Source organism: Nitratireductor aestuarii (assembly GCF_014641695.1).
In the GTDB taxonomy this organism is placed as follows: Bacteria; Pseudomonadota; Alphaproteobacteria; order Rhizobiales; family Rhizobiaceae; genus Chelativorans; species Chelativorans aestuarii.
Genome location: NZ_BMIF01000028.1, coordinates 1 through 12040, shown reverse-complemented (window position 1 = coordinate 12040; position 12040 = coordinate 1). Strand labels below are relative to the sequence as shown.

13 protein-coding genes are annotated in these 12040 nt (G+C 61.0%); 4 read left to right on the top strand and 9 right to left on the bottom strand.

All coding sequences use genetic code 11. From position 1 onward, the window contains the following. Positions 1–455 precede the first annotated feature (455 nt). On the bottom strand, positions 456–1001 hold the full coding sequence (locus IEX27_RS20695; protein ID WP_188722971.1) for an HAD family hydrolase: 546 nt from the start codon (positions 999–1001) through the stop codon (positions 456–458). A 110-nt stretch (positions 1002–1111) separates the two neighbouring features. On the opposite strand from IEX27_RS20695, the gene IEX27_RS20690 reads away from it, so the two are divergent. The 3 genes from IEX27_RS20690 to IEX27_RS20680 all read left to right on the top strand — a co-directional run bounded on the left by IEX27_RS20690 (position 1112) and on the right by IEX27_RS20680 (position 3236). Next, complete coding sequence (locus IEX27_RS20690; RefSeq protein WP_188722970.1) at positions 1112–2011, top strand: LysR family transcriptional regulator; 900 nt, start codon at positions 1112–1114, stop codon at positions 2009–2011. Between the two features lie 366 nt (positions 2012–2377). Then, a complete protein-coding gene (locus IEX27_RS20685) occupies positions 2378–3058 on the top strand; it encodes an HAD family hydrolase (protein ID WP_188722969.1) in 681 nt (226 codons plus the stop codon). Between the two features lie 25 nt (positions 3059–3083). Beyond that, on the top strand, positions 3084–3236 hold the full coding sequence (locus IEX27_RS20680; RefSeq protein ID WP_373869905.1) for a hypothetical protein: 153 nt from the start codon (positions 3084–3086) through the stop codon (positions 3234–3236). A gap of 59 nt (positions 3237–3295) precedes the next feature. On the opposite strand, the gene IEX27_RS20675 is transcribed toward IEX27_RS20680, so the two are convergent. The 8 genes from IEX27_RS20675 to IEX27_RS20640 all read right to left on the bottom strand — a co-directional run bounded on the left by IEX27_RS20675 (position 3296) and on the right by IEX27_RS20640 (position 11243). After that, positions 3296–3883: a protein-tyrosine phosphatase family protein gene (locus IEX27_RS20675; protein WP_024849898.1), complete on the bottom strand. Its 588-nt coding sequence runs from the start codon at positions 3881–3883 to the stop codon at positions 3296–3298. A gap of 21 nt (positions 3884–3904) precedes the next feature. Beyond that, on the bottom strand, positions 3905–4984 hold the full coding sequence (locus tag IEX27_RS20670) for an MBL fold metallo-hydrolase (protein WP_024849897.1): 1080 nt from the start codon (positions 4982–4984) through the stop codon (positions 3905–3907). Further along, the gene (locus tag IEX27_RS20665) at positions 4972–6714 is read right to left on the bottom strand and encodes an ABC transporter permease (protein WP_244630488.1); all 1743 of its coding nucleotides are present in this window, start codon (positions 6712–6714) and stop codon (positions 4972–4974) included. The genes IEX27_RS20670 and IEX27_RS20665 overlap by 13 nt, the downstream gene beginning before the upstream one ends. Positions 6715–6718: 4 nt before the next feature. Continuing rightward, entirely contained in the window at positions 6719–7690 is a 972-nt protein-coding gene (locus IEX27_RS20660) for an ABC transporter substrate-binding protein (protein ID WP_188722968.1), read from the bottom strand. Then, positions 7681–8835 (bottom strand): ABC transporter ATP-binding protein, encoded by a 1155-nt coding sequence (locus IEX27_RS20655; protein WP_024849894.1) that lies wholly within the window; start codon positions 8833–8835, stop codon positions 7681–7683. The genes IEX27_RS20660 and IEX27_RS20655 overlap by 10 nt, the downstream gene beginning before the upstream one ends. Before the next feature lie 67 nt (positions 8836–8902). After that, positions 8903–10267 carry a sensor histidine kinase gene (locus tag IEX27_RS20650; RefSeq protein WP_024849893.1) on the bottom strand — a complete coding sequence of 455 codons (1365 nt, stop codon included), beginning with the start codon at positions 10265–10267 and terminating at the stop codon, positions 8903–8905. After that, positions 10264–10947: a response regulator transcription factor gene (locus IEX27_RS20645; protein ID WP_024849892.1), complete on the bottom strand. Its 684-nt coding sequence runs from the start codon at positions 10945–10947 to the stop codon at positions 10264–10266. The genes IEX27_RS20650 and IEX27_RS20645 overlap by 4 nt, the downstream gene beginning before the upstream one ends. Then, a complete protein-coding gene (locus IEX27_RS20640) occupies positions 10947–11243 on the bottom strand; it encodes a PepSY domain-containing protein (protein WP_024849891.1) in 297 nt (98 codons plus the stop codon). The genes IEX27_RS20645 and IEX27_RS20640 overlap by 1 nt, the downstream gene beginning before the upstream one ends. Before the next feature lie 131 nt (positions 11244–11374). Between IEX27_RS20640 and IEX27_RS20635 the strand changes: the two genes are divergently transcribed. Continuing rightward, positions 11375–11647: a PepSY domain-containing protein gene (locus tag IEX27_RS20635; protein ID WP_024849890.1), complete on the top strand. Its 273-nt coding sequence runs from the start codon at positions 11375–11377 to the stop codon at positions 11645–11647. Positions 11648–12040: the final 393 nt, after the last annotated feature.

Sequence of the window (12040 nt, the reverse complement as noted above, 5' to 3'; positions counted from 1 at the left end):
GTCGGAGGCTCGGAGGAATCGGAACTACAACGAAACTGCATGGGCAATGATCTGGGGCGGAATCGGTGGCGCTTGTAGCTGATGAGTTGTGTCATGCCACAGCTCATAGGTAGAAGCCTCTGACCAAAGGTTACCGTGACATCACCCTTCACAGTGGCAGCGCCACGAGAGAGCCGGACCGCCCGAAGCGGGGCGGAGCGCTCGATCTCATGACATCGCGATTCCGATGCTTCGGCCGATGGGCCAGTCCACGATCCGTACGGCAAGCTTCACGCTGACTTACATGCGTGCGAGGGCCGTTGCATCAACTACCTGGATCCCCATTATTTCGACGAATGGAGAAAGGCTCTCGAACTGGACGAGGGACATCGGCTACCTCCGGGTGTCGCTTAATCAGACGGGAAACGGCTGCCCGCCGAGTGTTGCGGTCGCCTCTTCCGCCCAGCGGATTACCTTCAGTCCAAATTCGGAGAATCGCTCCGGCGGCATGTCGCGCTCATCGGCCGTGAGGGTAATCGATCCACAGATTTCTCCATCGCTTGCCCATACCGGGGCCGCGAGCAAGCAGCGCAATATCCGCCGCCCAGCTTTTCCGGGACGCCTGCAGGCCAAGGTCGGACGCGAGCTCCTGAAGCGGGGGCGCGGCAAAAAGCGCGACCTGCGCACCGGGGCATGGCAGCGGCCAGCTCCCGCACCGCCTGCTCGCCAGCAAGGAAGATGCGTTCGGCCGGAACCTGCAGCCCCATGTGAGAGAGCCGCACCGACAGTGTTTGTGCCGTATCCGAAGAGTTGTTGGAGACGATCCATAGCCGCTCACCGGTGCGGCGGACCAGTTCGGCCGCACCCGGGAGAACCGTACTACCGGAGATCAGGCACCCATCCAGATCGGCCAGAACTGCCGCAGCTTCAGGTCCCGGCCCCGCCAGAAACTGCTCCAGATCGATCGCATCAGAGCTGACTTGTGCGGCGGGAAAAACGGCGTTGTGACTTGCGGTGAGCATGTGGTCTTGTCGTCGTCCTGATCAACGCAACGACAGATGGACCCGCGATGTAACGCGCTTGTTACAATCACAAGGCAAAGCTTCGGAAAGTGAAATCTGAGGTTTCGGTCATGTCTGATCCTGTGAGTCTTGCTCTGATCCGGGCAATTGCCGCTGTGACGGAGGAAGGTTCGTTTGCCGGCGCGGCTCGGCTGCTCGGCCTGTCGCATACTGCAATATCGCAGCAGATCCGCGGTTTTGAGACTGACAAGGGATTGCGGCTGTTTGAGCGGATGCAGGGCCGCCTTTCTCCTACCCCCTTGTGCCGCGAGCTGTCCGAGATCGGCGAAAGGCTCCTCGAGGTAGAGACGGAGGCGGTGCGCCTGCTTGCGCGCCGCGATCCATCCGGCCAGTTGCGCATGCGCGTCGGCCTCGGCAATTCAATGCCAGGGATCGCCATAATTGGGTTGGTGATTGCCAATCACCCCAAGGTCTCGATCACTGTGGAAAGCGGCTCCCATCAGGCAATCGTCAGCTCGGTGCTGCGGCGCGAAGTCGATGTGGCGGTGCTCCCGGACATCCCTGCGGACCCCCGCTTCCGCCGCCTGCCGATTTTGCAGCAGAATGTCGTGGCGATAGTCTCGGAAACGCATCCGCTGGCGGCTGCAACGGAGGTCCAACTGCGCGATCTAGCGCAGCAAGCGCTGATCTTCCGCTCGCGTGGCTCATCGACGCAAAAAGTTATCGATCGAGCCTTCGCCCGCGCTGGTCTTGCTCCCAGGCCCCGCCTGATCGCTGACACTCGTGACGCGGTCTATGAAGCCGTCAGTCTCGGCATCGGCGTCGGCTTCATGTGGCGCCTCGGCACCCACCGCGCCGATGCAGTTCGGCGTTTGCAAGTGCCGAACATTGGAAGCGGTTCCGAGGAAATAGTCTTCGCCCTTGCCGAGGAGCGCAACCCGCTCACAGACATGTTCTTTCTGGCCGCCGAGTCCTATACTCGACGCCTGCAGGAGCAGATACTGCCATAATTGGACGCTTGTCCCTGCCAAACAACCAGAGATTGCCACCCTGTAAAGATTCCGCGGAATCCGCCTTCCGACCTCGCAAGAAATTTTTCAGCAGGCGGGACCGGATGACCCTGTCATCGCGAACAACTTGGCCCGCGACCTCCTTGGGAAGAGTTCAACCTCAACACGCCGGAAATTCCTCACACCACATTTGGCGGGTGAATCTGCAAAGCCACTTTCACAGTTCCTTCACACATCGTCAGAACAGCCGTCATCAAAGTGTGTTACGGCGCGGTGCGATGGGCACCTTTGGCCCGAGCAAGATGGGACTGTAATGCAAATTTTTGAGGGACAGCCGGCTCGGTCCGGCAGCGACGGTGAGATTTCGTGAGCGGGTTCAAGGCGATACTTTTCGACTGTGACGGCGTCGTGCTCGATAGCGAGGGCATGGGGTGCGGGTCGCTGGGGATGGCAGTGACCGAGGCTGGCCGGCCGATGTCGCTACACGAGGCGCGCGATACCTTCTCCGGAAACTCGGCTAATGACACACGTAGCTGGATGGCCGCGGAGGGGTTTGATGCAGATTCCCTTTTCAAGCGGGCGGACGAGATCCTGTTTGAGATGTTTGAGCGGGACGTGCCGCTGATGCCGGGCATCGAACACGTGTTGCGCGACTTTTCCCTGAAGAAGGCGATCTGCTCGAACTCGTCGATCAAGAGACTGGACCTGTCAGTCGCGCGCACATCGGTTGCGCCATTCTTCGCGGGGTACATCTACTCGGCCGAGCATGTGGCAGAGGCAAAGCCTGCGCCGGATATCGCGCTCCATGCTTGCGCGGCACTTGGGGTTTTACCAGGCGAAGCGATCTTCATTGACGATAATGTCGCCGGCATTGCCTGCGCACGGGCTGCCGGATGCCTGGCAGTCGGCTTCATCGGGCATTCGGATGACCGGGAAAACCACGACAGGACGCTTCTTGCGGCCGGTGCCGATCATGTCGTCTACGGCATGGGCGAGTTACATGCGCTGCTGCGCACGCTGACCAGCGACAAGCGGGAGGTCGCGTAACGTCCGATCTCCGCTCGGTGCGGCGATGCCCATCGGTGAAGGCAATATCAGCTGGCACGCTGTGTTTCGCGCGCTCGGCGAACTGACCTCAAAGCCGCGTCTGATCCTCGAACTGCGCGACAAGGCAGGAATATTGACGTCCGTCGAATGGTTGCGAGAACGTAATCTCGCCCGCTGATCTGAAGCGAACCCATTAAAAAAGCCCGGTGGCAAAACCGGCTTTTTTGTTGGGAGCTTTTAGATTTCGAGGAGCTTTGCCAGCGCACCGTGGTCGATGAGGCGCTCGGCCATCTCGATCATCGGCTGCAGCGGATAGTGCGCTGCGTTGCCGCGAAGGGTGCGAATATGGTCGATGGCAGACGCCAGCGTTGGCCACTGATCCGGAGCCGTCAGGTGCATGTAAAGGCCAAGCACGGTGACCGAACGCGAACGCCCGCCGCGGCAATTCACCAGCACATTGCCATAACGATGCGCAGGATAGTGTGGCTTGCCGGGGCTCGCCTGATTGAGAAGACCATGCAAGGTGAGCACTGCACCGGCAAGGTACGATGCCGGATTGCCGTTGCCATCGATGAGGCCAACATTGGCGCGGCGGACATGGGTGCCGTCGGCAAGCTGCATTGCCGGCACGATGATGTTGACCGACACGTTCAGCGTCGAGGTGATGTTGAGCGCCAGCAGGGTATCTGCATCACAAGCCGCCGCCTGATTGCCAACATAGAGCATGGTCTTGCGGCCATCGGCGTGGGTGACTTCGTGCACCGGAACGGCAACGGACTTCTCGTTTTCAGCGACTTCGAGGTCGCTTTCCTGCATGTGGATCATATTACTTCCTTGGAGGGGCGCTTAGAGCGCGAGAGGGGATGAAAGAGAGAGCCGAGCACCAAGCCCGGCAGCCAGATGCGGCGCATCAGCGATCGCGCCGAAGGCCGGCAGGACACGCTCGGCGGCGACGGCATCAGCGAGCCAAAGGTTGCAGCCGCGCGGTGGATGCACGTTCCAGGGCATGCGCGAGGCGCGCTTCTGTTGCAGCAAGCTATCGCCAAGCGAGTTTGCAGCGACGTGACCGGTGAGGATGAAGTGACGGCCTTCTTGCTGCACCAGAGATGGCAGAATGCTTTCGCGATGATCTGCTTCCACAACGACGATCAGGCTTTCGGCATCCGCTTCAACGGAACGGCCAAGGCGCGGCATCAGCTGCGTCAGAGCTTCGCGCGTTGCATCGCTGACATGGCCTTCGCGTTCGCTAGCCAGCATGCGGATTTCGCTCTCAACCACAGGGCAGACGGCGACCTTTCGGCCAGCTTCGGTGAGACGGAGCGCAAGTTCAGTCCCGCGCCCCATCTGGGGGACAGGGAGGACCGCACCCGCTGGTGCATCCCTTGCCAGATCATCAATCTGCTCGGCCAAGGTCTGCGGGCGATCGCAATAGCTGACGTCGGTGATGACCGTTGCAGCTTTCGGCGGTGTATCGAAGGCGAGGATCGTGGTCTCACGGCTCCAGTCGCCCATGTAGAGAATGCCGCCATTGTCTGGAGCATGCAGCCAAAGACCGCCAATCGCGTGACCCGACCTTCCGACCGTGAACGGAATCCCGAGGATCTCGACCGCGCCGACGAGCGGCAGCACATGGCACGCTGCGTCGGGCAGGTTGATGCCTTGCGGCACGAGCCCTCTGAACGTGGCGGCGCTGGCGTAGACCGGAGGAGAGCCCAGGCTCTCCCAAAGGTCCATGGAACCGACATGATCACCATGTGCATGCGACAGGAAGATCGCGTCGATGCAGCCAAGCTTGGTCGCATCGGGGCGCACGCCTGGCTCCGGACCTTCACCGAGGTCGAGCAGAATGCGCTTGCCGCGAAGTTCGAGAACGAAGGCGGCCGGCAGCTTGCCATTTAGACCACTGACACTGGTCAGAACTGCCATGGCAGGACCCTTTCCGGCAGGTAGCGCGAGAAAATGCTGGTGATGAGCATGATCGCAAGGATGCCGAGAACCATGAGGCAGCCCACCGCCGCGGCGAGCGTCGATGCACCACCGTCTTCGAGGAAGATGATCATCGGGCCAAGCGTGCGTGCCGACGACGAGATCAGCATGATCGAAGTCTGGATCTCGTTGATTGCGCTCATGAATACGAGGATGGCACTTGCGGTTGCCGCAGGCGCGACAAGCGGGAAGATGATCTCGACCATGCGTCGGCCCCAGCTTGCACCAGCGACCTGCGCTGCTTCTTCAAGATTGCGATCAATCTGCTGGTAGCCGGAGAGAACCGGACGCAGGGCGAGCGCGAAGAAGCCAGCGACATAGGCGACGAGGATGATCCAGGCGGTGCCGTAGAGGGAGACGTCGAAGATTGGCAGCGGGCGCAGGAAGATCAGGATCAACGCTACACCCAGCGACACGCCCGGCAGTGCATAGGCAGCATCCGTGCAGAATTGCAGAACGCGCACTAGTGGGCCCTTGCGCCAGGTCAGGAAGTAGCCAAGCAGGACGGCGATCACGGTCAGGATCACGACACTGACAGACGTCAGCCACAGCGATGTCTTCAGCGCGTCACGCAGGATCGGCTGATTGAACAACGCTGCCGTGTAATTCTTGAGCGTGAAGGTTTCCGCCGAAAGCGACAGGCCAAAGGCCGGAACCAGCGACGTTTGCAGGAGAGCCGATAGCGGCAGGAGCAGCGAGACGATCATGTAGCCCCACAGGAGGATCATGACCGGCCATGTGTAGACGCCGAGCGCGACCGTCAGCCGATTGGTGCCAAGATCAATCCGGGTATCGGCGCGACTTGCAGCCCAGTTGGCCATCAGAACGGCGGTGACGGTCAGAGCGACGAGCACGATCGACAGCATTGCCATGTTTGGCAGGGCAGACGGGCCGATATTGTTCACCTGCTGATAGATCTGAGTCATCAGCGTCGGGACGCGACCCGGAATGCCCAGCATGGCCTGAATACCGAAATTGCCGATGGCAGAGACGAAGGAGAGGCTCGCCGCAGCGAGAATGCCGCCACGCGCCAGAGGCAAGAGGACGGTGAAGACAGTGCGTGCAGGGCTCGCACCAGCCGCACGTGCAGCCTCAGCGAGGTTAAGCGGCAAACGGCGAAGGCTTGCCTGGAGGGACAGGTAGACCAGCGGCGCATTGTAGACGCCAAGCAGGAGAACCACGCCCGTCATGGAATAGAGCGGATGCCTGCTGCCGGGCTCCATCGCCATTCCCAGCATGCCAAGCACCGGGCTCGACGGGGAGAAGGCCTGAATCCACGCCATGGCAGTTACCTGCGGCGGGATCATGAGCGGCAGGACGAAGGCGAATACGAGAGCCGACTTGTGCTTCAGGTCGGTGAAGACCATCACGACAGCAAACACGACACCGATGACCAGCGAAGCGATGGTCGACAAGGTCGCGATGATCAGCGTGTTGACGAGTGCGGCGCTGGTCTGCGGTCGCGAAAACAGCTTGGTCAGGCGCTCGACCGCAAAGCCATCGCCATCAAACAGCGCCGAAATGGCGAGGCGGACAAGCGGCGCGACGGCAATTGTGCCGACCAGAAGCGTGAGAAGCACGAGGACAGCATTCTGTCCGGTGAACCGGGAGAAGATTGACAGCGCCACCTCTCGGCGGCGCTGTGCAGGCATATGAGCAAGTGATGGCAAGGGATTAACCGCCAAAGATATCGATGAACTTCGCGCGCTCGGCTTCGTCTGCAGCAACGGCTGCGTCTGCGTCGAGAGGCATCAGCTTGATTTCAGACAGCGACGGCATTCCCACTGGAGCGGCAACGCCTTCGAGAACCGGGATGTAGCCCTGCGAGGCAGCCAGCTCCTGACCTTCCTTCGACAGAATGAAGGCAACGAACGCCTTTGCGGCTTCAACCTTCTCGGTGCCCTTCACGATCGCAACCGGCTCGGCGAAGTAGCTTGCGCCCTCTTCCGGGTAGACGAACTCGACCGGCGAACCGGCACGCTTGGCGCGAAGAACGTCGGCGTCGATGTTGATCGCGTACTTCATCTGGCCGCCGGCGACCGACTTCAGCACTGGCCCGTTGCCGCCTTCAGGCGCGATGTCGAGCTCGGCCAGACGCTCGTAATAGGCCCAGCCCAGCTTTTCGTCCTGAAGCACCGAGTGCATGTGAACGAGTGCAGCGCCCGAATAGAGCGGGCTCGGAGCCGCGATCTGACCGGCATTTTCGTCAACAAGAAGCTCGGCATAGCTCGAAACCGGCTTTGCGTTCTGCGTGTTGTAGACGATGCCGTTAGCCGACAGCTTGGTGCCGAAGAAGGTGAAGTCCTTGTCGTAGACTTGGGGGTCGATACCCTCGACCGGCGCTTCCGGCCATGCCAGAAGCGCGCCGTCGCGCTTAAGCATGCCCAGATTGATCGGGTCAGCGATCAGCAGGACGTCTGCCTTGATGCCGCCAGCTTCGCGCTCCGCACTCATGATGTTCATCAGCTGCGAGGTGCCGTTGCGGGTCCACTCGACCTTGATGTCCGGGTGCTTGGCCTGGAAAGCGTCGACGGTCTGTTGTGCGATTTCCGGCGACTGAGACGTGTAAAGCATCAACGTGGTTTCCGCGTGAAGCGCGGACGAACCAAGCAGAAGCGCGAAGACGGTGGAGGTGATCAGACGCATTGGAGCACTTTCTTTTGGTCTGTGGTGGAGGATTGATTGGTTTTGGTTGATCCGAACGGCGCGCCCTGACCTTCCGGCAGTAGCCAAAGGTCATCGAATGCGACGCGGGCGTCGTCGCCGGGTTCGGGAAGCGATCCGCCACGGTCAGGGAGATCGATCGTGTAGGTCAGCGACTGATCGGCGTAAGGGCGCATCTCGAGCGACCAGTGGCCGCCGCGGTAGACACGACTGGTGATCACGACATCGAGACCATTCTGTTCGTGGTCAGCACACAGGCGCAGATTGCCTGGATGGCAGGTGGCAATTGCAAATGGCACAGGCCCTTGCGGTGGCGTGGCTCGCATGGTGACCTCGACCCCCAGCAGCGTGGCGCGCACGCGCCCGGCGTATTCGGGGCGGACGTTTTCGACCGGGAACAGGAGCCCATCGCCGATGAAGGTCGCAACCGTTGCATTGGCCGGCTCGCGATAGAGCTGACGCGGGGACGCGCATTGAAGGATGCGCCCCTTGTCCATCACCGCCACGCGATCGGCGAGCGCCATCGCTTCCGACTGGTCATGGGTGATGTAGACAAGCGTTGCGCCGCTTTCGCGGTGGAAGCGCCGGAACTCTTCCTCCATCGTTGCACGCAGACGTACATCGAGATTGGCTAGAGGCTCGTCGAGAAGAACAAGATTGTTTCGCGCGGCGAGACAGCGCGCGAGTGCAACGCGCTGGCGCTGACCACCCGACAGATCAGCCGGGCGACGGTCGGCGAAACGTGTCAGATCGACGGTTTCGAGAGCCTCACGAACCCGCTGGTCGCGCTCAGCGCGCGGCAGCCCCGCCACCTTGAGCGCATAGCCGACGTTCTGCGCAACCGACATATGCGGCCAGAGAGCATAGTTCTGGAAGACGATGCCAAGGCCGCGTTTTTCCGGCGGTACCATCACGCTGCGCGACGCAACCGTGCGGTCACCTAGCTGGACCTCCCCCTCGGTAGGCGTTTCAAAACCGGCGAGCAGACGCAGGAGCGTCGTCTTTCCGCAGCCCGAAGGCCCCAGCACCGCAAGAAACTCACCCGCCTTGATATTCAGGCTGACATCCCGAAGAACAGGCGTCTTGCCGTAGGCTTTGCTGACATTCAGCAGGCTTGCGCTCGTCATAAAATTCACCCGGATCGTTTGTCTGGGTGAGGAAATGACGGCCGATCATGACAGCCGATTTACGGTTTTATTGAAGTTTTGCGACAGTCCCCAAAACCGGCAGAACGAGAACCGCAACGAAGCCGGCCGGCCGATTGGCAAGCTCGATCCTGCCCCCCACGGCAGCAGCTATGTCGTGCGCAATGGCAAGGCCTATGCCGGTGCCGGTACCAGTTTCATCAAGCCGCTTGCCGCGCTCGACGATGGTCTTGAGCTGATGATCGGGAACGCCGGGGCCGTCATCCGCCACGCTGAGGCGGATTTGGCGGTCGTGCTCGACAGCGTCGATCCTCACCTCGCCCCGCGCATGATGCAACGCGTTCTCGGCCAATGCGCCCAACGCCTCAGCCATGTCTGCGGGATCGATTACTGCCTGCAAGCCAGTTGGCACGTCAATGACCCACTCCAGCTCGGCACCACGCGGCGTGCGATGCAGGACCGAAACGATCTGGTCCACCACCTTTTTCACATTGGCCGACTTGTTCTTGGCTTGTATCGACACGCGCGAACGCACCAACTCGCGTTCGACATGCGCTTGCATCGCGCTGGCTATTTCTTCGATCGAGTTCGCGGACGCCGTCTCGTCGCGTTCGCGCAGTCGACCAGCCTCGCCCAATAGCGCCTGAAGCGGGGTCTTTAATCCATGCGCGAGATCAGCCGCGCGGAACCGTGCGCGCTCGATATCGGCTTCGCGCATCTTCAAGAGCTCATCGATTTCACTTGCGAGCGGCTGCACCTCGTTCGGCCATTCATCGCCCATGCGATCCGTTTCGCCTGCCCGCAAGGCGGCGATGCGTTGGCCAATGGCGCGCAACGGGCGAAGGCCAAAGATCAGCTGCGCCAGCTGGGCGCCGAGAAGCGTGATGGTGAGCAAGGCGAGATAGGGAGCGAGGTCTTTAGCAAACGCGTTGCGAGCCGCAACAAACTCGCCCGAATCCATCGCAACCGACGCCGTTACCATCCCCCCGTTCAGGGAGGGCGGCAGGGTGACGGACCTCGACACAGCCAGCAACTCCGCCCCGTCCGGTCCCTTTATCCGATGTATCTGCGCCTCGGCCTGCGGGACAGAAGATACGGGGATGTCCAATGAACCGTCCCAGAGTGAACGCGAGCGCAGCACATTGTCCGCCGCGGCAAGCTGCCAATACAGCCCGCCATAGGGACGGTGGAAACGAGGATCGGTCGGCGGACTGCTGATGCCAAGCTGATTGTCTGGCTGCAATGTCAGCCCAGCCAGAACCTGCTCCAGCTGCAGTTCCATTTCGGCAACAGCGCGCCGCTCGACGTGCAAGGCAAAGAGCCCCGTCAGAGCCCAGGCGGCAAGGCCGAGAGCGACGATCGTGGCGATGGCCCCAAGGAGTGCCAGGCGCAGACGAAGCGACAGACGTCTCACTTGGTCACACCCGAAGCGTCATCGTCCCCGGCCAAGCTATAGCCAAAGCCGCGACGCGTCACGATGAATTGCGCGCCGAGCTTGCGCCGCAAACGCGCGATGATTGCCTCCAGCGCGTTGGCCTCCCGGTCATTGTCGACACCGTAGAGATGTTCGCGCAACTCAACCGGTGACACGGCGCGATCCTTGTGCGTGGCAAGATATGCCAAAGCGCGGTATTCCAGCCCCGTCAGGTTGATCGGCGCACCGCGTAGGGTCACCGACATGCGCACCGTATCGATCGACACGGCGCCGATTTCCTGAACTGAGGTTGCACGTCCGGCTGCCCGGCGCACCAGCGCCCTTGCGCGAGCGATGACTTCTTCCATGCGAAATGGTTTGGGCAGATAGTCGTCAGCGCCTGCGTCGATGCCTTCAACGCGCTCTTGCCACGTGCCCCGCGCAGACAGGATGAGGACCGGCGTTTCAAGCCCACCCGCACGCCACTTCTTCAAGACCGACAAGCCATCCATGCCGGGAAGTCCGAGGTCGAGCAGGATCAGGGCAAAATCTTCCGTATCACCCAGAAACCAGGCGTCTTCGCCATTCGATGCGGTATCAACAATGAACCCGGCCCCCGAGAGAGCCGCAGCAATGTCTGCTAGGATGCGTGCATCGTCCTCAACTACAAGAATACGCATCAGTCATCGATCTCGCGCTCGAGGATGCGCCCGCTCGCGGCATCAATCTTCATTTCGACGATCTGCCCGCCGCGGCCAATGATTTCGACCTCATAGACATAGCGGCCGTCATCTTCATCGAGTGAGACATCGATGACGCGGCCCGGCGTATCACGCGCTGCGACTTCAAGAATACGGTTCAATGTCAGGATCGCCCCCCGCTCGACCGCTGCGCGCGCGCGATCATGATCGTCGTCGTCCGCGAGTGCGGGCGCGGCGAGGGCAAGCATCACAACGGGGCACAGCCATCGAAACATCCCTCTTTCTCTATCGAATTGAACCTGACAGCAAGCTGACAAAACCCGTCAGGATGCTGTCAGCGACGATCTGCCAAAACCTCAGGCAAGCAGCTGAACGGTTTGGCTGCCCCGAAACGAAGGGTTTTACGATGAAAACTGCACTGATCACCGTCTCCGCCGCACTCCTGCTCACGTCCGCCGCCAGCGCCCAGGCACCGTCCGTTGCCGGATCCTCCAACGACTGGATGAGCGTCAGCGCCCTGTCATCCCAGCTCGAAGCGCAAGGTTATACCGTCCTCGAAGTCGACCGCGACGATGGCCGCTACGAAGTCGAGATGCGCGACACGAACGGGGTCAAGTACGAAGCCAAGATCAACCGCATCACCGGCGAAATCATCGAGCGCGAGCGTGAGGACGACTGAGGGGTGCGAGCAACCAGTGCGGCCCAAGCTGGCCGCACTGTCGACACCCTGCCTCGCAAGCACGAGTAACGCACCGGGAATGGCAGCCAATGCATCGCATCCTGACATTTCGAGGTTGCCGGCCAGCGGTATTCCGATTGGAGGGCCTGCACCTGCCGGTGGTGTGGGAAGGCGATGGTCGGCATCCGGCGAGTAACGAGCGGACATATCTCAGGCAGTGGGACTCGGCGCGGTGCATAACCGAGTCCCTAGAAACCTAGGCTCAAGACCTATTAATTTGAGTTGAGATGTGATTCACGGTTTCTAGAAGGAGACCGTGATGAGTGATTTGTTTCTGCTGAGCGAGCGCCAGATGGCTCGGATCGAGCCGCATTTTCCCTTGGCCCACGGTGT

Coding starts and splice junctions, on each gene's coding strand:
- IEX27_RS20695 (WP_188722971.1), bottom strand. CDS start 1,001: ATGCTCACCGCAAGTCACAACGCCGTTTTTCCCGCCGCACAAGTCAGC.
- IEX27_RS20690 (WP_188722970.1), top strand. CDS start 1,112: ATGTCTGATCCTGTGAGTCTTGCTCTGATCCGGGCAATTGCCGCTGTG.
- IEX27_RS20680 (WP_373869905.1), top strand. CDS start 3,084: ATGCCCATCGGTGAAGGCAATATCAGCTGGCACGCTGTGTTTCGCGCG.
- IEX27_RS20675 (WP_024849898.1), bottom strand. CDS start 3,883: ATGATCCACATGCAGGAAAGCGACCTCGAAGTCGCTGAAAACGAGAAG.
- IEX27_RS20670 (WP_024849897.1), bottom strand. CDS start 4,984: ATGGCAGTTCTGACCAGTGTCAGTGGTCTAAATGGCAAGCTGCCGGCC.
- IEX27_RS20660 (WP_188722968.1), bottom strand. CDS start 7,690: ATGCGTCTGATCACCTCCACCGTCTTCGCGCTTCTGCTTGGTTCGTCC.
- IEX27_RS20655 (WP_024849894.1), bottom strand. CDS start 8,835: ATGACGAGCGCAAGCCTGCTGAATGTCAGCAAAGCCTACGGCAAGACG.
- IEX27_RS20645 (WP_024849892.1), bottom strand. CDS start 10,947: ATGCGTATTCTTGTAGTTGAGGACGATGCACGCATCCTAGCAGACATT.
- IEX27_RS20640 (WP_024849891.1), bottom strand. CDS start 11,243: ATGTTTCGATGGCTGTGCCCCGTTGTGATGCTTGCCCTCGCCGCGCCC.
- IEX27_RS20635 (WP_024849890.1), top strand. CDS start 11,375: ATGAAAACTGCACTGATCACCGTCTCCGCCGCACTCCTGCTCACGTCC.